This window comes from Parasalinivibrio latis, from assembly GCF_036825535.1.
In the GTDB taxonomy this organism is placed as follows: Bacteria; Pseudomonadota; Gammaproteobacteria; order Enterobacterales; family Vibrionaceae; genus Parasalinivibrio; species Parasalinivibrio latis.
This window is the reverse complement of record NZ_CP098812.1, coordinates 2,108,671-2,128,717: the sequence shown is the minus strand read 5'-3', so window position 1 is coordinate 2,128,717 and position 20,047 is coordinate 2,108,671. Positions and strand designations below refer to the sequence as shown.

22 protein-coding genes are annotated in these 20,047 nt (G+C 44.8%); 19 read left to right on the top strand and 3 right to left on the bottom strand.

Annotated elements, in window-relative coordinates; genetic code table 11:
- Positions 1-56: 56 nt before the first annotated feature.
- Positions 57-1,064: an aspartate--ammonia ligase gene (gene asnA / locus NF212_RS09890; protein ID WP_434355124.1), complete on the top strand. Its 1,008-nt coding sequence runs from the start codon at positions 57-59 to the stop codon at positions 1,062-1,064.
- A 26-nt stretch (positions 1,065-1,090) separates the two neighbouring features.
- Here asnA and NF212_RS09885 read toward each other — a convergent pair whose 3' ends face one another.
- Positions 1,091-1,477, bottom strand: coding sequence for a PilZ domain-containing protein (locus NF212_RS09885; protein WP_434355122.1), 387 nt, complete (start codon positions 1,475-1,477; stop codon positions 1,091-1,093).
- A 248-nt stretch (positions 1,478-1,725) separates the two neighbouring features.
- On the opposite strand from NF212_RS09885, the gene NF212_RS09880 reads away from it, so the two are divergent.
- On the top strand, positions 1,726-3,006 hold the full coding sequence (locus NF212_RS09880; protein ID WP_434355120.1) for a hemolysin family protein: 1,281 nt from the start codon (positions 1,726-1,728) through the stop codon (positions 3,004-3,006).
- A gap of 38 nt (positions 3,007-3,044) precedes the next feature.
- On the opposite strand, the gene NF212_RS09875 is transcribed toward NF212_RS09880, so the two are convergent.
- Positions 3,045-3,761, bottom strand: coding sequence for a winged helix-turn-helix domain-containing protein (locus NF212_RS09875; protein ID WP_434355118.1), 717 nt, complete (start codon positions 3,759-3,761; stop codon positions 3,045-3,047).
- Positions 3,762-4,067: 306 nt separating this feature from the next.
- Here NF212_RS09875 and NF212_RS09870 point away from each other — a divergent pair, with 306 nt between their 5' ends.
- Genes NF212_RS09870 through NF212_RS09805 form a run of 14 tightly spaced genes read left to right on the top strand, consistent with a single transcriptional unit; the run spans position 4,068 to position 15,393 of the window.
- Positions 4,068-4,304 (top strand): Flp family type IVb pilin, encoded by a 237-nt coding sequence (locus NF212_RS09870; RefSeq protein WP_434355116.1) that lies wholly within the window; start codon positions 4,068-4,070, stop codon positions 4,302-4,304.
- A complete protein-coding gene (locus tag NF212_RS09865; RefSeq protein WP_434355114.1) occupies positions 4,305-4,736 on the top strand; it encodes a hypothetical protein in 432 nt (143 codons plus the stop codon). It begins immediately after the preceding gene.
- 3 nt (positions 4,737-4,739) lie between these two features.
- A complete protein-coding gene (cpaB, locus tag NF212_RS09860) occupies positions 4,740-5,525 on the top strand; it encodes a Flp pilus assembly protein CpaB (protein ID WP_434355112.1) in 786 nt (261 codons plus the stop codon).
- Positions 5,526-5,543: 18 nt separating this feature from the next.
- Positions 5,544-6,893 carry a type II and III secretion system protein family protein gene (locus NF212_RS09855; RefSeq protein WP_434355110.1) on the top strand — a complete coding sequence of 450 codons (1,350 nt, stop codon included), beginning with the start codon at positions 5,544-5,546 and terminating at the stop codon, positions 6,891-6,893.
- On the top strand, positions 6,890-7,381 hold the full coding sequence (locus NF212_RS09850) for a hypothetical protein (protein ID WP_434355108.1): 492 nt from the start codon (positions 6,890-6,892) through the stop codon (positions 7,379-7,381). Before NF212_RS09855 ends, NF212_RS09850 begins: the two co-directional genes overlap by 4 nt.
- A gap of 8 nt (positions 7,382-7,389) precedes the next feature.
- Positions 7,390-8,631, top strand: coding sequence for an AAA family ATPase (locus NF212_RS09845; RefSeq protein WP_434355106.1), 1,242 nt, complete (start codon positions 7,390-7,392; stop codon positions 8,629-8,631).
- A 32-nt stretch (positions 8,632-8,663) separates the two neighbouring features.
- Complete coding sequence (locus NF212_RS09840) at positions 8,664-9,938, top strand: CpaF family protein (protein WP_434355104.1); 1,275 nt, start codon at positions 8,664-8,666, stop codon at positions 9,936-9,938.
- Entirely contained in the window at positions 9,935-10,861 is a 927-nt protein-coding gene (locus tag NF212_RS09835; protein WP_434355102.1) for a type II secretion system F family protein, read from the top strand. The genes NF212_RS09840 and NF212_RS09835 overlap by 4 nt, the downstream gene beginning before the upstream one ends.
- Complete coding sequence (locus NF212_RS09830) at positions 10,858-11,754, top strand: type II secretion system F family protein (protein ID WP_434355100.1); 897 nt, start codon at positions 10,858-10,860, stop codon at positions 11,752-11,754. Before NF212_RS09835 ends, NF212_RS09830 begins: the two co-directional genes overlap by 4 nt.
- A complete protein-coding gene (locus NF212_RS09825) occupies positions 11,741-12,478 on the top strand; it encodes a tetratricopeptide repeat protein (RefSeq protein WP_434355098.1) in 738 nt (245 codons plus the stop codon). Before NF212_RS09830 ends, NF212_RS09825 begins: the two co-directional genes overlap by 14 nt.
- Positions 12,475-12,987 carry a TadE/TadG family type IV pilus assembly protein gene (locus NF212_RS09820; RefSeq protein ID WP_434355096.1) on the top strand — a complete coding sequence of 171 codons (513 nt, stop codon included), beginning with the start codon at positions 12,475-12,477 and terminating at the stop codon, positions 12,985-12,987. The genes NF212_RS09825 and NF212_RS09820 overlap by 4 nt, the downstream gene beginning before the upstream one ends.
- On the top strand, positions 12,971-13,495 hold the full coding sequence (gene tadF / locus NF212_RS09815; protein WP_434355094.1) for a tight adherence pilus pseudopilin TadF: 525 nt from the start codon (positions 12,971-12,973) through the stop codon (positions 13,493-13,495). The genes NF212_RS09820 and tadF overlap by 17 nt, the downstream gene beginning before the upstream one ends.
- Positions 13,496-13,497: 2 nt before the next feature.
- On the top strand, positions 13,498-14,787 hold the full coding sequence (locus NF212_RS09810) for a pilus assembly protein TadG-related protein (RefSeq protein WP_434355092.1): 1,290 nt from the start codon (positions 13,498-13,500) through the stop codon (positions 14,785-14,787).
- Positions 14,788-14,796: 9 nt separating this feature from the next.
- On the top strand, positions 14,797-15,393 hold the full coding sequence (locus NF212_RS09805) for an OmpA family protein (protein ID WP_434355090.1): 597 nt from the start codon (positions 14,797-14,799) through the stop codon (positions 15,391-15,393).
- A 54-nt stretch (positions 15,394-15,447) separates the two neighbouring features.
- Here NF212_RS09805 and NF212_RS09800 read toward each other — a convergent pair whose 3' ends face one another.
- Positions 15,448-16,428, bottom strand: a complete 981-nt coding sequence (locus tag NF212_RS09800) for a LacI family DNA-binding transcriptional regulator (protein ID WP_434355088.1) — start codon at positions 16,426-16,428, stop codon at positions 15,448-15,450.
- A 479-nt stretch (positions 16,429-16,907) separates the two neighbouring features.
- Here NF212_RS09800 and NF212_RS09795 point away from each other — a divergent pair, with 479 nt between their 5' ends.
- The 3 genes from NF212_RS09795 (at position 16,908) to NF212_RS09785 (ending at position 20,045) form a co-directional block, all read left to right on the top strand.
- Positions 16,908-18,167, top strand: a complete 1,260-nt coding sequence (locus NF212_RS09795) for an ABC transporter substrate-binding protein (RefSeq protein WP_434355086.1) — start codon at positions 16,908-16,910, stop codon at positions 18,165-18,167.
- Positions 18,168-18,231: 64 nt separating this feature from the next.
- The gene (locus NF212_RS09790) at positions 18,232-19,167 is read left to right on the top strand and encodes a carbohydrate ABC transporter permease (protein WP_434355084.1); all 936 of its coding nucleotides are present in this window, start codon (positions 18,232-18,234) and stop codon (positions 19,165-19,167) included.
- Positions 19,164-20,045, top strand: coding sequence for a carbohydrate ABC transporter permease (locus tag NF212_RS09785; protein ID WP_434355082.1), 882 nt, complete (start codon positions 19,164-19,166; stop codon positions 20,043-20,045). Before NF212_RS09790 ends, NF212_RS09785 begins: the two co-directional genes overlap by 4 nt.
- Positions 20,046-20,047 lie beyond the last annotated feature (2 nt).

Genomic DNA, 20,047 nt, shown 5'->3' with positions numbered 1-20,047 from the left:
AAGTATTGTGGGCTGGCTAACCGCATAAAAATTATGGATTTTGTAAAAGGTATTTTATGAAGCTCACATTGCCAGCTGATTACCGCCCACTTCTGGGCCTTCGTGACACGGAAGTTGCGATTAAAAAACTCAAGGATTACTTCGAATACGCGCTCGCCTACGAACTGTACCTTACTCGCGTATCAGCCCCTCTTTTTGTCAAACCAGAAACCGGCTTGAACGATAACCTGAACGGTACTGAGCGCCCGGTTGCTTTCGACCTGCTTGACGATAACAATGCCGAAGTAGAAGTTGTGCACTCCCTTGCCAAATGGAAGCGTATGGCGCTGGGCCGTTACGGCTTTGAAATTGATGAAGGCCTTTATACGGACATGAACGCGATCCGCCGCGATGAAGAGTTGGATAACATCCACTCGATCTATGTGGATCAGTGGGACTGGGAAAAAGTCCTGAAAAAAGAAATGCGTACCGAGTCGTACCTGCATACCACGGTAGAAAAGATCTACAACGCATTCCTCAAGACTGAGAACTTTATTTCCCAGGAATATCCGGTACTGAAAAAGCGTCTGCCAGAAAAGGTAACCTTTATTACCTCAGAAGAGCTCTTGCAGAAATACCCGGACCTGACGCCGAAACAGCGTGAAGATGCCATCTGTAAGGAACACGGAGCAGTATTTATCCAGAACATCGGCCACGTTCTTTCACATGGTGAAAAGCATGACGGTCGTGCACCTGACTACGATGACTGGAACCTGAACGGAGACCTGCTGTTCTGGAACCCGGTATTGGGGAATGCGCTGGAACTTTCTTCAATGGGTATCCGGGTGTGTGAAAAGTCGCTGGCAGCACAGCTCGATATTTCCGGCTGCACTGACCGTGCCGAGTTTCCGTTCCATAAAGCCATTTTGAATAAGAGTCTGCCGTACACAATTGGCGGCGGTATCGGTCAGTCCCGTATTTGTATGTTCTTCCTGCAAAAAGCCCATATTGGCGAAGTGCAGTCCTCTATCTGGCCGGATGAAATGATGAAGGCCTGTGAGGAACACGGAGTCGTGTTGTTGTAAAGATAAAGGGGAGTTTCAGCTCCCCTTTACTGTTTGGAATGGTGGGGGTTTATATCCCTGTGGTGCAGCTGTTCAGGCGTCCGGCGCAGAAGAAAGCTGTGCCCGACATTTTTGTCTGACAGCAACTCCAAATAGGCGGCATTTTCCATATCGATATGATTAATATGGAAACATAAGCTGTTTTTACTTTCTTGGATTAAATCCAGCTCTAGTGTGAAATCTCTGCCTGCACCTGCCAACTGGAGTATGGCTACAAAGTCAGAGTCGCATTCATCATCCCAATCCACAGGCTTTTTAATTACCAGTCCATTAAGGGAAAAATCTTTGATTTGGCTGCTCCAGCACTTGTCGTCTTGGCTGAGTGTGACTGGGCCATTGCAAAAAATCTTCGAGTAGCGATAGTACCTGACCACATTTTCCTCCGTTCCCTGGATGAAGGACGTTTAATCATCTTAGCTCATTGTTGCATATGTGTAATGATCGTAGTCAATTTAAATGAGATGTCTCTTTTTGGTGAGTAATATTCACATGATGAATGGTGACTATGTCGGCATGGTATTTATTTATATTTCAATGAAATGAGTGCTCTCAATTTCCATTACTTTTGATGAAAAAATGGTATGCTTAGCGCGTGTTTAGATAAAGAGGATATTAAACCTACATGGACATCGCTTTATTGGCGTTACTCATCGTTATCAACGGTATTTTCGCCATGTCTGAAATTGCCCTGGTTTCTGCAAAAGCCAACCGTCTCCAGAGTTTAGCTGACAAAGGGGACAAATCTGCAAAGACAGCCCTTGAGCTTAAAAACAACCCCACGGTCTTTCTTTCCACCATCCAGATTGGTATCACTGCCATCGGTATCCTGAACGGTATCGTCGGTGAGGCTGTGCTGTCTGCACCGTTTGCTGTCTGGCTGGTAGAGCAGGGTATGGATGCAAAGACAGCCAGCGTGTTTTCTTCTGCCTGTGTGGTTGTACTTATTACCTATTTCTCCATCGTGGTGGGTGAACTTGTCCCCAAACGCCTTGCGCAGGCACATGCTGAACGTGCGTCCCTGCTGATTGCTCGCCCGGTAAATCTGCTGTCGAAAATTGCCAAGCCGTTCGTTTTCCTGCTGACCGTATCTACTAACGGCTCATTGCGCACAATGGGTGTTAAAACCGATGAGATCGAAGCGACGCTGACAGAAGAAGATATTCATGCGGTGATTGTGGAAGGTTCTGAAACCGGCGTGATAGAACGTCAGGAACATGACATTGTCCGCAACGTCTTTAGGCTTGCGGACCGGACGGTCAGTTCTCTGATGACGCCGCGTGCAGATATTGAGCTTCTCAACCTTGAGGAGCCATTAGATGTCCAGATTAAACAGATCCGACATGCCGCGCACACCGTGTTCCCGGTTGTACGGGGCGGTTATTCGGATATGTTGGGTACGGTGTCTGCCAAGTCGCTGTTGAGGTACACCTCTCAGCTGGATACCGAGAAAATTGCCCGTGCTATCAAACCGCCGGTTTATGTGCCGGAGTCCATGAGTGGCCTTGAATTGCTGCAGTACTTACAACGTTCAGGTACCGAGATGGTCTTTGTGGTGGATGAATATGGTGATATTCAGGGGCTAGTGACTATCTATGATCTGTTCGAAGCCATGACCGGTGAACTGGTTACGCCAGACCCGCGCCAGCTTTGGGCGACTGAACAGGAAGATGGAAGCTGGTTGCTGGATGCGCTGATTCCAATCTCCGAACTGAAAGACCGCCTTGGACTGTCAGATCTGCCGGACGAAACCACGGCTAAATACCACACCCTTAACGGTATGCTGCAATGGGTGGAAGGTAAACTGCCCAACCCAGGGGAAATTACTGAGTGGGGCAATTGGCGTTTTGAAGTGGCGACCATTAAAGGAAACCGTATTGAGCGGGTAAGGGCGTCAGCCGTCTAACTGACGGCCTATAATCTGACGCCACACAACGCGGGTGTTTACAGGGCTGCCTCATGGCACTCCAACACCCGCGGTTTGGTTTGGTGCCGGACACAAATAAGCGCAACATTCTCATGTGTCCGGTATATCACCACTTCTTTGCCCAGCGAGTAGGGCTGCTGCATCACCTCAATCATATTCTCCCCATAATTTACGGCTGCTTCCCCGGCGAAGAACTCTTTGTAGACAATATAAATCAGTGCCGTGACGGAAAGGGTTAGTGTGAAAATCCCCATCCATTCCCTAAGTCGCCGTTTCCGTTTTCTTTCTACTTCCTGTCGCTGTTTAATGTCATCCTGAATTTCAGCGTTAGAAACAGGATGAGGGTAGGATTTGTAATCAGCCTCATCATTTACCGTAGCAATAGATTCAAGTGCCAAGAACTGGGGGGCGACAGTAAGTTGGTAGCCAACCTTTGAAATGGTTTTAATTAACGTCTTGTCTTTGTCTCCCAAAGCCTGTCGGGTATTTTTGACAGTTTGGTTAATAGTGGGGTCACTGACATAGGTTCCACCCCATATCTGCTCTTCCAGCTCTTTCCTTGTTGTCACATCCGGATATTTCTGTATTAAGCAACGCAGAAAATCCGCCTCTCTTTTTCGAAGGTTAAATATTTCGTTGTGTCGGCATAAGCGTAATGAATAATAATTAAACTCGACATCACCCAGTTTTATTTTGCCTTCGAGACGCGACGTAATATCAGATTCGCTTCCCATGGTGAACCTCTTTATGAGATTAAATATGTAATATTATTGTGATGCAAAGAAATAATATGCCTCATTTTATATCCGGGCAAATAAAATCGGATGCAGAGCCGAAGAATAAAAATAAAACGAAAAGTGAAAAAGTGAAATCTGCACAGGAGATGTAAATAAAAACATAGAGTTATCTATTGCGTCAGATTTCACGACAATATCATAGAAAGCGCCTTTTTTTTGACGGGGATTGGAGCAACTATTCTACTGCGGCACGGGATAACCCGGCCAAGTTGATAAACCTGTTTACTGTGTGAGGGAAACATTATGTGCGATTTACTTTTGAAAGCCTGGATCAAAACCCGTCTGGCACTTGAAAACTACGCTTCAGATAACCGCGGTGTCACCGCAATTGAATATGCGGTTATTGCAGTGGCTGTCACGGCTATCGTAATTGCTGCATTTGGTTCGAAAGCAGGCTCACCATTATATGATGCTCTTGTGGGAGCAATTGGTAAGGTGACCACTCAACTGGGCGCTTTTGATCCGAAACCCGGTACTTAAATGATAATTTTATTCATCTTCATTATAACAAGCTCTATCCAAGATGTTGTTGTAAGGAAGATCGGAAAGTTGCCTTTTATTTTAGGTGTGGGGACCGGTCTATTTTTATTCATACAGTCCCCGCTCCTTATTAATCTTGCTGTTTTTGTCATTATTTTAGTGATTGGGATCTTTTTATCTAAATTGAATGTTTTAGGCGGAGCAGACAGCAAAATCCTCGCTATATTGATGCTTGGGATACATCAGGAATATTGGTTGTTGTACGGCGTTTCTATTTTTGTGGCAGTAAATATCACATTAGTGATTTGGTTATTGGGGTACCTGATTTGTACAAAAGAGCGAAAGTGCGCATACAGAGAGAGAGGCATACCATTGATACCTGCCATTTCCCTGCCGGCGCCATTATTTATCTTCCTCTCAATGCAGGGGTGAACCATGAACTCGAAAATTGTCTTTCTCTTTGCCTTTGCGGTGATTTTCTCTGGGGTGCTGATTTTAACCTCCGAGAGTGATACGCCGCAGGCCGTGGTAGCGGCACCACCGGCTGAGCCCACAGTGACATTTTGGGTAGCAGCACGGCCAATGGAAAAAGCCGGCTTTGTCAAACGGCAGGATATAAAACGCGTGACCTTACCGGCTTCCAAAGCAGCCGAATTGGGTGTGACGGAGTCTACTGATATTGCACTGGCGCTGGATGCTATAGCGGCTGCGGATATTGATACAGGCAAGGCTGTGTTTCCCCAAGACTTCCTGACCCAGGAAGATCCCGGCTATATCGATGCCATCATCCAGCCTGAGCAGGTTGCCTATCCGTTGGAAATCAAAGACCCGGCAGCCATGCTTTCCAACCTCTCTCCGGGTGATTACGTGGATCTGGTGATTCTGACCTCTTCCAGCCAGAACGTGGTGGAAGAAGGTATCAGCCATGCCTTTAAAAGCCTCGAAGTCGCGCCACTTCTTTCCTACAAGCGCCTTCTTTCCGTCAAGCAATCCGCCGTTGAAGAAGGGTCGCAAGAAGTGAGTTCAGCCACGCTGTTTGTCGAGCTTTCCCGGGAGGACGTCGCGCGTATGCTGATCGCCAAACGGGTGGGTGAAATCGAGGTGTTTAAGTCATCGGGGTTGAAGCAAGCCAGTGAGAGCAGGGCGGTGACGCGGGATGTCCTTTCCGGCTACCACACCGTCAATGAACTTCGCGGTGCGAAGCGGCCAAGAGACATCTGACTATTTGGAGACACCGTCATGGACAAAACCCGTTTTTGTTCGCTTTGTATTGCACTTGTTCTGCTCTTTTCAACAAGTGCGTATGGGGCACTATTAAATATTGGAACCGATGAAGCCCGGCCACTTTCATTTAACCAGCCAGTGACGACGGTATTTGTCAGCAACCCGGATATCGCTGACTACCAGGTGATTAGCGAAAACAAAATTGTCGTATTCGGGAAAAAAGTCGGTACCACATCGTTGATTGTGTACGACGAGGAAGGGCAACCTCTGGCCAATTACAAACTGGTGATTAACAAAAGCCTGACCTATATCCAGCAGCAAATCGCACTGCGTTACCCGGATGTATCGGTTTCTGTCAGCAACCTTGGTGACCAGGTGCTGCTGACCGGATCGGTTCCTTCAGAAGAGATGCGCGATGGTATTTATAACCTGGTAGGTGGGCTTCTCGGGAAGTCAGCCAAAGAAACCACGTTCACCCTGCAGGGCAGTGGAGACAATGCTGAACAGATTGATGTCCACTTCCTTACTCGGCGTGAATACGAAGGCATCGTAGACAACCTGGAAGTGGCTGTGACCAAACAGGTCAATGTAAAGCTCTCTGTGGCCGAAGTGTCTACCGCCTATATGGAACAACTGGGCGTGAAGTGGGGGTCCATGTTAGGGGACGGCCAGTTCAGCGGAAACGGTCAGTTCTTCGACTACGTACGTGATATCAGCGCCAGCGATATTGCTGCGTTTATTTCAGCTATTAATGACGACAATGTCGGTCAGGTGTTGGCGGAGCCGAACCTGTCGGTTATCTCCGGTGAAACTGCCAGCTTTTTAGTGGGTGGTGAACTGCCAATTGTGACCTTCTATGACAACGCATACCAGATTACCTATAAAGAGTTCGGTGTGAGCCTGGAGGTTGCAGCCAAAGTGCTGACTGACGACAAAATTCGCCTTGCCCTGATGCCAGAAGTCTCCTCGCTGGATGAACAGTACCGTTCTGAATTGTTGGAGATTCCGGCCTTTAAAACCCGCCGGGCGCGTACAACCGTGGAATTGGGTGACGGGGAGAGCTTTATTCTCGGTGGTTTGCTGAGCTCAGAAGAAAAAGAAGCCCTCGCCAAAATCCCGTTTATTGGTGATGTGCCAATCCTTGGCAGCCTGTTCAGACATACCCAGTCAGAGCGCAGAAACACAGAACTGCTGATTGTCGCCACCGTCAATCTGGTTGAGCCGATTGCATCCAGCGACGTACGCCTGCCCGGCATGAAACGGACGTCAATTTTAAACCGCTGGTTTGCGTTGCCACCCGATACGGACCCGGACACACGCAAGCAAGCAGAAAGCATTCTGGCTGAAGGAGGGTTTAAAGAATGAAAACGCTCATTTTGACTGCAGCCTTTGTTGTCATGGTTGGTTGCACCCATCAGTTTTACGGCCCAGAACTGACAGTCACCGAGGTAAAACAACAATGGGTAGTGACATCGGATCAGGCAACGCCAGCTGAGGTTTACCGTCTGTTGGAAAGTGAAAAGTCATCGTTGCTGACCTATCCCGTGATGATTTACTGGGATACCCCGAAAGGCAAAACTTTGGCACACAAAGCGCGCTCCAGACTGCTGAAACTCGGGGCAGATAACCGGCAGATTACCCTCCAACAAGGCACGGAGTTTGACACGGTGTTGGTCATTGAAACCCGGACTCATCAGGTTAAGGCCAAACCTTGCCCCAAAAGAGGTATAGCCATCGCAGAGTTTGAACCCGTCACTCAGCTTGGCTGTGAAATCGAAGAAATGCGCTGGAAAAGCATGACTCACCCGGATGCGGCTGCCAAATATGGCAAATATGCCGAACAGGTTCAGTAGGAGGCAACATGTTTGATCTATCAGAACTTCTACGTAAAGAAGAGCCCACGGCAAAAAAAGAACAATCCCTGAATTCGGTGCTTTTTTACCGGAACCAGGACTTTGCCAACCTGGCGATTGAAGCGTTCCGGTTTGAAGGTTTCGATGACCCGGCAGTTGCCGAATACAGCGCAGAAGCCATCAGTAAATTCTTTGCCAGCCAGGAAACTGACATTGTTTTGCTGGAACTGACCCAGAGCTCAAATGTGGTGAAAGATGCCAAGTCAGTGAACCACATGCTTCCGAGTACTTCTTCCGTCATTGTTGTGGGTATGGAAGATTCCATTTCTACCTTGCGTCAGTTGCGGGAGCTTGGCTTTTATTACATGTACTGGCCTTTTTCCAAACAGGAATTAATGGAGTTCGTTACCAACGTCACGCATAACCGGCAGTCAAAGCGTGGGGTCGGCCAGAAAAGAAAAGCCAAACATGTAGCGATTGTCGGGTGTAAAGGCGGTGTGGGAAATTCCATGATCTCTGCCGAAGTGGCTTTTGCACTGGCGGATATGAAAAAGTCCTCCTGTGTATTGGTTAATCACAACTACGACGGGGGAAACCTCGATGTGATGCTGGGTAAGCGGGATCTGAAAAAACGGCGCTTACAGCCGGGAACCATTATGGCGACTTTAGACAGTGATGCCGCTTGGTCGTTGTTAACCAAAGTTGAGGACAGGCTGGATTACCTGGCGCTGGAAAGTGACGGGGAAAATGATCTGGAAATTAGGGATCTTACTGAGAGTGTTGTCGATCTGGTTGCCCGTGAGACCCATTTTGTCCTGGAAGATCTTTCTGCTTCAGTAGCGTTCCGCCTTTCGCCGGATTGGCTTTGCAAGAATTTCGACTGCATCGTTCTGGTAATGGATGCCACTGTTTCAGCGTTGCGTAAAACCACCCATTACGTCAATGAAATCGTAAAAATCCGCCGGGAATACCCGGATAAAGCGGTGCGGTTGCTGGTTGTCATGAACTATACCCGCCCGGAGAAAACCGCCTCGGTCTCCGTAGAAGAAATCACCAAGTACCTTGGCCGGAAGCCGGATGTCACGCTTCCATACTATCCCAGTCTCAACAACACCATTCTTCAGGGAGAGCATATGTACCAGAAGCATGGTCGCATTTCCCAAGAACTGTCCAGATTGGCGGGTTTGATTACGGGGGAGTCAACTCAAATCGAATCCAATTGGATCAGAAAACTGCTGTCTGGCAAATAACCCGTTGAGAGCCGGAGAAAAGGAGAAGCAGAATGATGACCGGCAAAGAAATCTACCGCAGTATGCGGAAGCGGATCTTCGACGTTATTGATGCAGAAGTTCTGGATAAGTTGACCAAACAGCAACTGAGTGAACAAATCAGCAATGCTGTGGAAGTCATTATCAGTAAGGACAGGATCCCGGTCCCGTCGCTAATCAAAGCGGATATTGTCAAAAATCTCTGTGATGAACTTACCGGTTTAGGCCCGATTCAGCCGCTGATGGAAGATGAATCTATTTCTGACATCATGGTGAACGGCCCAGACTGTATTTATATTGAACGCAATGGGTTGGTGGATAAATCGGACATCCAGTTTGTTGACGAACAACAGTTGCTGGACGCCGCAAAACGTATAGCAGCCCGTGTTGGTCGTCGCGTAGACGAATCGGTTCCGCTTTGTGATGCGCGTTTGGAAGACGGCAGCCGGGTTAATATTGTCATCCCTCCTTTGGCTATTGACGGTACCTCTATTTCTATCCGGAAATTCCGTCAGCAGAAAATGCGGTTAGAAGACCTGGCCAGTAAAGGGGCAATGAGCCCGGAAATGGCAAAACTGCTGGGTATAGCTGCACGCTGCCGGTTAAACATTGTTATTTCCGGCGGTACGGGCTCCGGTAAAACCACCTTGCTGAATGCGCTGTCCAATTACGTTTCCGAACGGGAACGAATCATCACCATTGAAGATGCGGCAGAGCTTCAATTGCAACAGCCTCATGTTGTCCGGCTCGAAACCCGTGTAGCAAGTATTGAAGGCTCGGGAGCTATCGGGCAGCGGGAACTGGTCATTAACAGCCTGCGTATGCGCCCGGACAGAATCATTGTCGGTGAGTGCCGTGGTGCAGAAGCGTTTGAAATGCTTCAGGCAATGAACACCGGGCACGACGGTTCCATGACCACCACTCACGCCAACTCGCCCCGGGATGCAATTTCCCGTATCGAGAGCATGGTGATGATGGCAACAGCCTCTCTGCCTCTGGAAGCGATCCGCCGTTCCATTGTCAGCGCCATTGACCTGGTGGTGCAGGTCAGCCGCCTTCATGACGGAACCCGAAGAGTGACCAACATCAGTGAGGTGATCGGCCTGGAAGGGGACAGCGTTGTAATGGAGGAAATTTTCCGTTTCCGTTCCACTGGTCACGCCCATGAAGGAAAAATTGAAGGGGTCTATGAAACCGCCGGATTGATGCAGCGTTCTGTGCTGGTGGAGAAAGCCGGTTTTTATGGTTACAGCAATGAAGTCTCCAATATCTTCAGGAGGCCAGAATGAAAACCATGGTGGCATTGATTCTGATAGCAGCCGGTGCGTTGCTGGTGTTATCCCGTTTGAGCGTCAACAGGAAGCGGGTCGACCACCTTTCCGCGTTGGTAGAGGTATCTGAAAAAATCGGGGTCGTAGATACCAGCGCCGTAGACCTCAAATCACTGGGTAACGTCTCTCTTGCCAGTAGAATCTGGAGTTACTTCTACAACGCGTCCTCAATTCTTGGTGAGAATGCGGTGTTGAAAATGGCAATTTTCTTCACGTTGGGAACCGCGGGAGCCGCTTTTGGGGCGCTGCAGGTTATCCCTCAACAAGCCATGTTGGTTACCTTGTTTGCTGTACCTGTCACTGCCATGTTGGGTCTTAAAATCCTCAATGGTATGGCGAGGAAAGCCTTTGAAGAGAGTTTCCCTGATTCACTCAATATGTTGGCGAGTGCTGTTACTGCCGGTGAAAGCCTGATGCATGCGATTATTTTTGTTGGCAAGTCACTCGATAACATTGTCGGCCGTGAATTTAAATTTATGGGAGAGCGCTTGCAAATAGGGGAGTCACCGGATGAGGTGTTGCGACGGGCATGCCTGCGGCTGCCTTACCCAGAATTTGTGTTTTTTGCTATTACGCTCCGGGCAAATATTAGCCGGGGTGGGCAGCTGAAAGAGGTGATTACCCGTTTAAACCGGCTGATGTTTGATGCTCGGGCAATTGAAAAGAAGAAACTGGCTATGACGTCGGAAGCCAGAATGTCAGCCAAGATTGTCTGTGCGATCCCTTTTGCTTTTCTGTTATTGCTGAAATATATCAGCCCGGAAAATTTCTCCTACATCTTCAATGATTCTGCTGGTCAGCAACTTCTTTACTACGTGCTGGCCAGTGAAGCCATTGGTATGGGAATTATCTATTTCCTGATGCGGAAGGTGAAATCATGATACTGCCAACATTAGAACTTTCACTTACGGTCATCATTGCGACGCTTTTCTCCTGCGTGCTTGCATGGGGTGTGACCATGCTTTTTAACCGGTTCAGGCATGAAATAACCATTAAACACTATGTGACCAAAGATAGTGACCGGAACCTGACATGGAAAGAAAAGTTCCTTGAATGGTCTGAAAGCAAGCTGACCTTCAATAAAGAAGAAATAAACCAAAAGATGCAGGCGGCAGGTTTCTATAACTCAGTTATCGCAACCTATTACATGCCAATAAAACTGAGCCTGTTTGCAATTGCAACAGTAATTGTTCTATTTACCGGAGACAGTTTAGGGCTGGAAGAAACCAGGATGAAAATCGTGGCGATTGCCAGTATAACTTTGGTTGTCGTGTTTGGCCCTGAAATCTTGCTGGATATCAGGAAAAAAGCACTGGCATATGCCATTTCCCAACGGTTGCCATACCTTCTGGACCTGATGGCGGTCTGTGTGCAAAGCGGAATGAGTATAGAAGCATCTATTCATTATCTGGCTACAGAAATGGCCAGTTTTGACAGGGATATTGCCCATCTTCTAAAAAAAACCAATGACAGGGCAAAAGTGGTGGGGTTGGAAAAGGCACTTAATGAACTCCTCACCAGGGTACCAACCAACGAAATGCGCAGCTTTGTTAATACGCTGAACCAGAGCCTTCAATACGGTACGTCTATTTACCAGGTACTTTCCACACTGGCGAAGGATATACGGGATATCCAGATATTGGCACTGGAAGAAAAAGTGGGGAAGTTGTCCGCCAAAATGTCGGTTCCACTGATTCTTTTTATCATGATGCCAATCGTCATTTTGATTACTGCGCCCGGCATTATGAGGATGATGGCAAATGGCATACTTTAAATGGTTTTTACTAAGTGTCTTTCTATTTGGTTGCCAGAGTGCTTCCCATACGGTTGTCGGTGAATCAGTGGAAGACCGGGAAGAGGCCCTAATGCAAAGTGCTGGAAACAATCAGGGTTTGATTGCATTGTACAAGTCCCGATTGCTAAAAGCGGATAACCCGGAAACGCGCTTAAAATTGGCAAACAGCTATTTCGTGTCAAAAGACTATGAATCGGCAAAATATCACGCTGAATTCCTTAAAGAGGAACAACGTTGTAATACCGGGTGTACATTGCTTTTGGCAAAAGTGTTGCACAAACAGAAGGCATTTAACGAGTCTTTATTACTTACCGACGCCATTTCATCCGTGGCTGAGCAGGCTGGTGAGACACACAACCTTCGTGGCCTTAATTACGCATCATTAGGTGAATTCGAAAAAGCCAGGCATGCATTCGAAATGGCGAGAATGTTTATGTTTGATGACACTGCAGTAAAAAACAATCTTGCGGTTGTAGATATCATGACCGGGCAATTTGAATTGGCGATTGACCGCCTGATGCCGCTGTATGTCAATGGTCTGGCAGATGACACTATAAAAGCTAATCTCGCCATTGCCGCAGTAAAAGCAGGCAAGCCGGATTACTTTTCGATGATTGTGAAAAATGAGAAAAACCGGGAAAGCAGGTACAAACTATACGCTGCTTTGCAAGCTTCGAGTATGACAGAGGAATTAATGCCATGAAACGTAGAAAGGAACATGGTGTTGTCAGCATAGAGGTAGCAATCGGAATCTTTCCGCTGTTGTTAATGTTTTTCGCATGGATGGAAATTAGCTATATGGGATATGTTTCCTCGTTAGTGGATTACGCTATCTCTGAAGGGGCAAGGCAGTCGAAGGCTGCTGTGGCTGGAGCCAGCGAGAAAGATACGACAAAAATAAATTATGGTCCAATTTTTAAATCAGTAATTAATAATGACAATTCACTTTGGTCAGGGTTCGTCGATTTAAGCAAGTTTAAATTCACAAACTTTCACTATAAAAACATTGTTGATTTGGACAAAACTTGCAACGAACCTGAGGAATGCAATTTAGATTCAGAACTAAAAGCTTATCAGGCTCCAATAGCTGTTTACCAGCTGAGCTACGAATATAACCCGATATTTGGAGTTTTTTATCCGAATAAAACAGTAGCACTAAAAAGAGAAATCATTGTCATACAGGAGTATGAGCGCGATGAATTCGTTAACTAGACATTCCGGTGTATTTACCGTTGAATTTGCAATTGTTGCCGTTGCCTTATCCTTTTTATTGGCATTTACGTTTGATGTAGTGGCGAAGCAGTCAGTAAAAGGAAAGTTAGACCGGCTTTCTTATTCTGCTGTAAATATTATTAAGGAAAGAACTCAGTTGTATAAAACATCTCCTACCTTAGTTGAAAAAGATGCTGAGTCTGTACATAAGATATTATCCCAGTCTCTGATAAGGACTATGGGTGATTTTGAAAGTAGTAGTTTTACATCAATTTTTGAAAGTAACGATAACCCAACACCTTTTTCACTGGGGGCAAATGATCCAAACTGTAAACCAGTAAAGAGAGTAAACGAATTGGCCGCGACCTTGGCACCCGTTACTTCCTTTGATCGCCAGGCCTCACTCTATCAAGTGACGCTTTGCTACAAGGTTCAAGGTTGGACTTCACTATTTTCTGACAAAGACCACATACTTGTTCGGTCATATGCCGTGGTTGTTGGGAGGTAAATATGAAAAGCTTGCATCAACAGAAAGGTGTCGCTGCGATTTTTACCGTACTTATCATTCCCTGCATATGGGGTTTATTTACCCTTGGGGTGGAAGGATCAAGGTACTTGCAGGACAAGGCAAAATTATCAGATTCTCTGGAGTCTGCGGTACTTGCAGTTGCGGCAAATAAAGAGCAATCAGATGATGCTGTAGATATCAATAGAAATAAGAAACTGGTAAGGGATTATCTAAACTACTTAAATCAAGATATTACGAATATAGAGGCTGTATCGATAAAGAAAGTTTCATGTGAGGATGCAGAGAATCAGTGTGGTACACCTGGAGTTTATGATCGGAGTGGAATGAGATTTATACAGTATGAAGTTGATGTCCGGACACAACATACGAGTTGGTTCCCTGGATCTGAACATATGCTGGGATTCGATGAACATGTAACGATGAATACCGATGCGATGGCTCGTAGGTACCAACAACGGGCGTTGGATATTGTGTTTGTGGCGGATTATTCTGGATCGATGAAGAACGATTGGAATGGAAATGAGAAGTACAAAGGTGTCAGAAAAGTAGTTAATAAAATTCTTGATGAACTCGGAAAATATAATGCACTTTCGAGCGATGAAAAAAATAGAGCTGCATTTGTTGGATATAACTTTTATATAAGAGCAAAAGATAAAAAAAATAGAAATAGATACTATGAACATACAATATATAAAGAGATATGTGTGGAGCAAGAGGATGATGAATGTGAAAAGCACGATAATATTCCTGATGTTAACAAAACAATAGATAATATTTTCACTGAGAATAAACAAAAAATGAGCTATGGCGGAGATGCCAAGTTCAATAATATTGACTTTCGAGATGATTTCTCTTTCATTAAAAGTGAAATAAAAAAATTTAGTCCTGACGGTGGTACATCTTCATATGAGGGCATTATTTCAGCATCAAGAATGCTAAATCAATCATCACCAAATGTTCGGAAACTCATGGTAATACTTACTGATGGTGAAGATTGGTACAAAGATGATTCTGAACTCATCTATGGTGTAAATACAAATGTTGGGATATGTCAACCAATACGAGATCATCTCAATGCAAAAGGTGTTGAATTTAAAATGGCTGTTATTGGCTTTGACTACGATATGAATGCACACCAAGGATTAAAGACATGTGTTGGTAAGGATAACGTATTTAAAGCTGAAAACTACGATGAAATCTACAATCAAATTCTGGAACTGATTGTGGAAGAAATAGGCCATTTACATAGTGGATATAAAGACCCGGCCTAAGGAGGCAATATGAACATGCTCAAGGTTATCGTCATCATGACGAGTGTTTTTAGCTCATATGCTTTTGCTGCACCGGTTTGTATCCAACTGGCCGATGATGTTCTTTACACTGTTGAAATTGGAGAATCCCGTTCAGTGAAACTGTTGCGTAATAATGTGGCAATGGAAGTGAGCCCTTCAGGTGTATCCGAGGGTATTGACGTAACTCGTTTTGCTGAAAAGGGGCAGGTCGTTCCCTGTCCATCATACATTACGGGCCAGAACATTGTCTTTCTTGATGATGAAAACATCCTGGCGAGAATCAACTTTGAGTTTGATGAGTTTACCCTCCAGGAAGATGATCAAGCAGCTATGACCATGATTGTTGAGCGTCTGAACAGGGAGGATCGAGTTTGGACCATTGAGGGTCATACTGACTCCAAAGGTACAGATTTATACAACCATAGTTTGGGTGAGCGACGTGCTGAGTCTGTTATCCTCTATCTGATTGAAAGTGGGGTTGATGAATCCAAGCTCCAGGCAGTTTCCTTCGGAGAAAAACAACCTATATCAACCAACAAAACCAAGTTGGGAAGAAGCGAAAACAGACGGGTTGATATCCTTTGAAAAAATGCCGGTTCGTCCGGCATTTTTGTCTTCTAGATGCGTGAGTTTTACAGACTAAGAAACCGGGAAAAACTCGGCTTCAATAATGCGTCTTTTATCTGTTGAAGAATCTTCTGAAATGAGCTCTAGAATGCTCTCGATAAATTTGTTTTTGTCGTAGCCAATGGTTGAGAAACGGTAGCTGTCAGTACGTGAGAAAATGGTATTGTCAAAGCCGAAGATATGTTGAAGTTGGTCTGCTCCGTTACTTTTAAAAAAGTCCAGTGCTGCCATTGCCATCGAATCTGAGGTGCAAAAAATGGCAGTGTCGCTGAATGCATAGAAAGATTTTGACCTAAAGAATTCACTGGCTTTAGTGTATGAATAGTCACAGAACACAGCCCCCTTGACCTTTATGTTGGCGTCTTCTGCAAAATGCTCATAGTGCTTAATACGATGGGCTTCGTTGGGGGAAGACTGCCTTCCTCCTACGAGGAAGCATTGCTTCAATCCTAGCTGCTTGGCGCGAGTAACCGCCGTTTTGATCGCCATACTCTCATCGACCACAATAGACATGCCATTAGCGCTGCTTTTGCCGTTTAGCATCACGATGTTTTGGGTCAAGAATAGGGTAGTGGCAACTTCCGGTTCGATAAGGTCTGAAAAAACTAATGCCGCGTCGACTCTATGGATGAACGAGTTATGCCTCATGCCCTCAATGTCTTCTTTTGAATTCAGTCGAACAAAAAGCGTTTGTTTTCCCTGAGACTGAATGGCCTGAAGCAAATTATCAAAAAGCGTCAAATCACTAAGATCTGTAATGTGGTTTACCACAACGGCAATCAGGCCGGTTTCTTGATTTGTCAGGCTCTTAGCAAAAGGGTTAGCAACATAGCCAAGGGCATTCGCGGCCTCAATCACTTTTTGCTTTTTAATCTTGGAAACTGGACGATTTTTCCCAGACAACGCACGAGAAGCGACTGCTTTTGAAACACCGGCGAGTTTTGCTACATCGTCAAGAGTGGGTAGTTCATTTTTGGTTTGTGCTGCTTTCATCCCTTGCTCTCAATATATCCCAATTGAATTAGTAGGTTTAATTCGTACTGATAGAGCAATACGCAATGTTACTTTTGTATTGCGAATGCTCAGTCAAGTTATCATCTTTCTTTCAAAAACAAACCTGTATTCATATCCAGTGCACCAAATTGCACTCTGATAAGCTAATCATACTACGTGGTAATAGATAAATCGTTGAAGAATATCTAATTAATCTTCGTCAAATACACTTTAATACCTCCACTCAGGTTAAATGAAAGGCTAAAAAAATGAAAAGCTATTTATGTGAGTCCTGTTACTAAAATGTTGCCATTCGTGTGTGAATTAGTGATCCGCTAGTCATAAATAGCAAAATTAATTTGTGTTTAGAGCAGCATAAATAAAAACTGAAATCGGTTTCACTTTTTGTGTTTACCTTGTTTTCATATGCAAATAAAGTGCAGTGATTTGTCTAAATCAACATGATTAAGGAAGATTGAATGATTATGAATAGAGTGCTAGTACCGATAACCGTTCTTGCTGCGACACTGGCGAGTCATGTTGCATATGCGAAAACTGAGATTATTTTCTCTCATTACCTGCCAAAAGACTATGTTGAAAAAATGGTCAGCAATTTCGAGAAAGAAAACCCTGATATTGATATCAATGTGGTTAGCTGTGGGTTTAGAGATTGCCATGACAAGCTTTCTACCGCCTTAGCTGTAGGTGAGGGGGCGGCAGATGTAACAACAATCAGTACAATTAAATTAGGGTCATACGCCAATGCTGGTGGACTCGCAAATTTATCCAATAAACCCTATTCAATTACTGAAACTGGCTGGAAATTTGATGAATCAATGATCACCTTATCCAAGGACAATAATGGTGATATTTTCGGTGTTCCGTATGATACGGGCCCAGTTGTCATGGTATACCGTAAAGACCTGGTTGAAGCCGTAGATGCGAATATTGAAGAAGTAACGAAAGATTGGAACTCATTCGTCGCATTTGCACAAAAATTAAAAGATAAAACAGGCGCATATATATTGCCTGCAGCAACGAGTTTGATTAACCCGCTTGTTATGGGGACCAATAATGAACCTGGTGAGCCTGTTTATTTGAAAGATGGCAAGCCGAATCTCAACTCTGATGAAATTAAAACCCTGATAAAACTGGTCAAATCTTTGTATGACAGAGAATTGGTTGCAGCGCTTGATGGTTCATCTAGAGACCAGAAGTTCATCAAACTGTTCAGACAAGGCAAACTCTTCGGGGATATTGACGGCCCGTGGATTGAAGGTCGAATTGTACAGGAGTACGACCCAGATGGCGCAAAAGAAGGACTGTGGCGCGTAGCGGGCATTCCGAACGGAACCAATGTGAATGCAGGAGGTACTGTTTTTGCCATTCCTGAACAGGGTAAGCACAAACCTGAAGCGTGGAAGTTTGTTCAATTTATGATGGACGATAAAAACGTCCTTGATATCGCGAAAATTGCGGGAACGCTACCAGCTAGAACTGAAATATACAGTAATGCGTTCTTTGATACGCCAAGTGAAATATTGGGTGGTCAATTGTCGATGAAATATTACACCGAAATTGTGAAAAATATTAAACCATATGCATCATCAGCAGTTGACAATATTGCGAACGATATACTTAGTGACGCTATTTTGAAGATCATCGCTCAAGATGCGGATATAGATTCGACTTTGGAAGATGCTAATAAACTACTTTCGCGTAGAATGCGTACGTTATAAATCTATCAGGGTGAATAATGAGGTGACCTTATTATTCACCTTACTCTAATCACGGATAACCTTTATGAGTTGGTTTTCAAGGATGTTACACGATCACAGGGTTGCATACATATTGCTGGCGCCCTTTTTGGTTTTGTATCTGACATTTAATGTTTTTCCGGTTATATTTTCTGCTTTTTTATCGTTTAATACATGGAACCCAGTTCGTGGCTTATCTTCCATGCAATTTGTTGGATGGGAAAATTATTATTATGCGTTAACTGATGACATTTTTTGGTTATCCCTTTGGAATACAATTAAAATATCTCTCATATCCGGAATTTGTCAGCATGTTTTAGCCATTGCCCTGGCTTACTTTTTGTTGCATGTAATTAGGTTCGGTTCTGAATTTTTTAAGGCGGCAATTTTTCTTCCGTATATCACCTCAAGCGTAGCGGTGAGCCTTGTTGTGTTCAATGTGTTTTCTCCATTCGGTATCGTGAATGTGGGCTTCGAGTCACTGGGTCATATGCTTCATTTACCCCAGTTTTTAGATGCCTTACCGGTGGATTTTTTCGATTCTGATTGGATAAGACTCACCATTGCAAATCAGGTTACCTGGAAATATACCGGCATCAACATGGTTATCTACATGACGGGTATGGCGGCGGTGTCTAAAGAACTCTATGAGGCTATTGACCTCGATGGGGCGAATAAATGGCAGAAATTCCGGTTTATTACCTTACCGCTTCTGGTTCCATACATTTTCTTCGCTACTCTCATGACAATTATCGGCAATATGCAAATATTCGAAGAACCAATGATGCTGACTCATGGCAGCGGTGGTGTTGCTAATTCAGGGATGACTGTTTCACTCTACCTCTACAAAATGGGGTGGGATTGGAGTGACATGGGTACAGCATCGGCTATCGCATGGATACTGTTCATTATTATTTCTATATTTAGTGCTTTGTTTTTCCTCTGCTTCGGTAAGAAAGGTATAAAAGGAGTGAGTGAATGAAGAATCTTATACCGGTTTCCGCTTACTCAGATTCCAGCCAGATAGAAACGGAGGTAAAAAATAAATTTGATATAGCAAAATTCATTATATATATATTCGTGTCTTTACTGGCTCTAATATCAATATTTCCATTTTTTTGGTCTGCATTGCTTGCGACACAAGATATTTCATCAATAATGGGAATGTCATTGAGCTTTGGAGACCAGTTTTTTGACAACTATGAAAATTTAGCCAAGGAAGTCCCATTCAACAAAGCGATGTTTAACACCCTTGTTGTAACGACACTTTCTACGTTGAATGCGGTATTTGCTTCCGCTGCAGCCGGCTACGCTTTTGCTATCTATAATTTCAAAGGGAAGAATGTTATTTTTACAACGCTGTTACTGACCATGATGGTCCCGGCAGTAGTCAATTTAGTTCCATACTTCCTGATCATTAAGCAGCTAAACCTTATAAATACTCTGGCAGCAGTTTGGTTGCCTGCCGGGGTCAATATATTTGGCGTGTTTTTAATTCGGCAATTTGTCGCTTCAACGATGCCAAAGGAAGTGTTTGACAGTGCGCGGGTCGATGGCCTCAATGAGCTACAGATCTTCTTCCGGATTGGATTGCCAATGATGCGCTCCCCGCTGATGACGGTTGCAATAATGGTTGTTGTAGCAGCATGGAACAACTTCATGTTGCCACTTATCGCGTTGCAGTCACCGGATAAGCAGATCATTACTTTGGTTTTGCGTTCTCTCAATGGCGCAACATCCACACCGTGGAACCTGGTGATGACCGGAAGTTTTCTTGCGATGTTACCACTGCTTATTGCTTTCTTAATTTTTTCTAAACGTATGATGGAAAGCCTTACCGAAGGCGCGGTTAAGGGATAATA

What these genes read in the sequence shown, in the direction of transcription:
- asnA (WP_434355124.1), top strand. Translation starts at nt 57, where the DNA reads ATGAAGCTCACATTGCCAGCTGATTACCGCCCACTTCTGGGCCTTCGT.
- NF212_RS09880 (WP_434355120.1), top strand. Translation starts at nt 1,726, where the DNA reads ATGGACATCGCTTTATTGGCGTTACTCATCGTTATCAACGGTATTTTC.
- NF212_RS09875 (WP_434355118.1), bottom strand. Translation starts at nt 3,761, where the DNA reads ATGGGAAGCGAATCTGATATTACGTCGCGTCTCGAAGGCAAAATAAAA.
- NF212_RS09870 (WP_434355116.1), top strand. Translation starts at nt 4,068, where the DNA reads ATGTGCGATTTACTTTTGAAAGCCTGGATCAAAACCCGTCTGGCACTT.
- NF212_RS09865 (WP_434355114.1), top strand. Translation starts at nt 4,305, where the DNA reads ATGATAATTTTATTCATCTTCATTATAACAAGCTCTATCCAAGATGTT.
- cpaB (WP_434355112.1), top strand. Translation starts at nt 4,740, where the DNA reads ATGAACTCGAAAATTGTCTTTCTCTTTGCCTTTGCGGTGATTTTCTCT.
- NF212_RS09855 (WP_434355110.1), top strand. Translation starts at nt 5,544, where the DNA reads ATGGACAAAACCCGTTTTTGTTCGCTTTGTATTGCACTTGTTCTGCTC.
- NF212_RS09850 (WP_434355108.1), top strand. Translation starts at nt 6,890, where the DNA reads ATGAAAACGCTCATTTTGACTGCAGCCTTTGTTGTCATGGTTGGTTGC.
- NF212_RS09845 (WP_434355106.1), top strand. Translation starts at nt 7,390, where the DNA reads ATGTTTGATCTATCAGAACTTCTACGTAAAGAAGAGCCCACGGCAAAA.
- NF212_RS09840 (WP_434355104.1), top strand. Translation starts at nt 8,664, where the DNA reads ATGATGACCGGCAAAGAAATCTACCGCAGTATGCGGAAGCGGATCTTC.
- NF212_RS09835 (WP_434355102.1), top strand. Translation starts at nt 9,935, where the DNA reads ATGAAAACCATGGTGGCATTGATTCTGATAGCAGCCGGTGCGTTGCTG.
- NF212_RS09830 (WP_434355100.1), top strand. Translation starts at nt 10,858, where the DNA reads ATGATACTGCCAACATTAGAACTTTCACTTACGGTCATCATTGCGACG.
- NF212_RS09825 (WP_434355098.1), top strand. Translation starts at nt 11,741, where the DNA reads ATGGCATACTTTAAATGGTTTTTACTAAGTGTCTTTCTATTTGGTTGC.
- NF212_RS09820 (WP_434355096.1), top strand. Translation starts at nt 12,475, where the DNA reads ATGAAACGTAGAAAGGAACATGGTGTTGTCAGCATAGAGGTAGCAATC.
- tadF (WP_434355094.1), top strand. Translation starts at nt 12,971, where the DNA reads ATGAATTCGTTAACTAGACATTCCGGTGTATTTACCGTTGAATTTGCA.
- NF212_RS09810 (WP_434355092.1), top strand. Translation starts at nt 13,498, where the DNA reads ATGAAAAGCTTGCATCAACAGAAAGGTGTCGCTGCGATTTTTACCGTA.
- NF212_RS09805 (WP_434355090.1), top strand. Translation starts at nt 14,797, where the DNA reads ATGAACATGCTCAAGGTTATCGTCATCATGACGAGTGTTTTTAGCTCA.
- NF212_RS09800 (WP_434355088.1), bottom strand. Translation starts at nt 16,428, where the DNA reads ATGAAAGCAGCACAAACCAAAAATGAACTACCCACTCTTGACGATGTA.
- NF212_RS09795 (WP_434355086.1), top strand. Translation starts at nt 16,908, where the DNA reads ATGATTATGAATAGAGTGCTAGTACCGATAACCGTTCTTGCTGCGACA.
- NF212_RS09790 (WP_434355084.1), top strand. Translation starts at nt 18,232, where the DNA reads ATGAGTTGGTTTTCAAGGATGTTACACGATCACAGGGTTGCATACATA.
- NF212_RS09785 (WP_434355082.1), top strand. Translation starts at nt 19,164, where the DNA reads ATGAAGAATCTTATACCGGTTTCCGCTTACTCAGATTCCAGCCAGATA.